Source organism: Meiothermus luteus (assembly GCF_003574085.1).
Classification (GTDB): Bacteria; Deinococcota; Deinococci; order Deinococcales; family Thermaceae; genus Meiothermus; species Meiothermus luteus.
Map to the genome: position 1 here is coordinate 1 of NZ_QWKZ01000223.1, position 610 is coordinate 610.

General features: G+C 61.8%; 2 protein-coding genes. Both read left to right on the forward strand.

The features are described from left to right. Positions 1-126 precede the first annotated feature (126 nt). Positions 127-375: a trehalose-6-phosphate synthase gene (locus Mlute_RS15430; RefSeq protein WP_119361355.1), complete on the forward strand. Its 249-nt coding sequence runs from the start codon at positions 127-129 to the stop codon at positions 373-375. Then, on the forward strand, positions 372-610 hold a 239-nt coding region (locus tag Mlute_RS15435; protein ID WP_281270877.1), incomplete at its 3' end, for a trehalose-phosphatase. The genes Mlute_RS15430 and Mlute_RS15435, both read left to right, overlap by 4 nt.

Sequence of the window (610 nt, forward strand, 5' to 3'; positions counted from 1 at the left end):
AGCAGCAGGTCTTGCCATTGATGTTGGGTCCTCAAGGGCTCGCGGGGGTCGGGTATCTGGGCTAGATAGGGTAGTGGACTGGGAATGGAGACCGCTTGCATATGTGGTTACGATAAAAGCCTGGCCATGGAGTACGCCTACACCACGGACGACGGGGCCCTGGTACTCTCCAACCTGGCGGGGGCTGCGGAGTACCTGAAGGAGGCTCTTTTGGTCAACCCCTACGATCTAGACGGCATGGCCGCGGCCTTGGACCGGGCCCTGCGCATGCCCAAAGAGGAACGGAGAGAGAGGCTCGTCCAGCTCAAACAGCGGATAGCTGCCCTGGATATCCAGGGCTGGGCTGAGCGGTTTATTGCCTCCTTGGAACGATGAAAGCGGAGAACCCCATCTTCTTTTTGGATTACGACGGCACCCTGGCCCCTATAAGCGAGGACCCCAAGAACGCCTTGCCCCACCCTGAGGCCCCAGGAGTCCTTCGAGACCTGAAGGCGCGGTATCCGGTCTACGTGGTCACTGGGCGGAGGATGGGCGACCTCGAGGCCCTCTTCCCCCTACCCGGTCTTCCCGTGGTGGGGGGGCACGGCCTAGAGGAGGGGGTTTTTGGGGC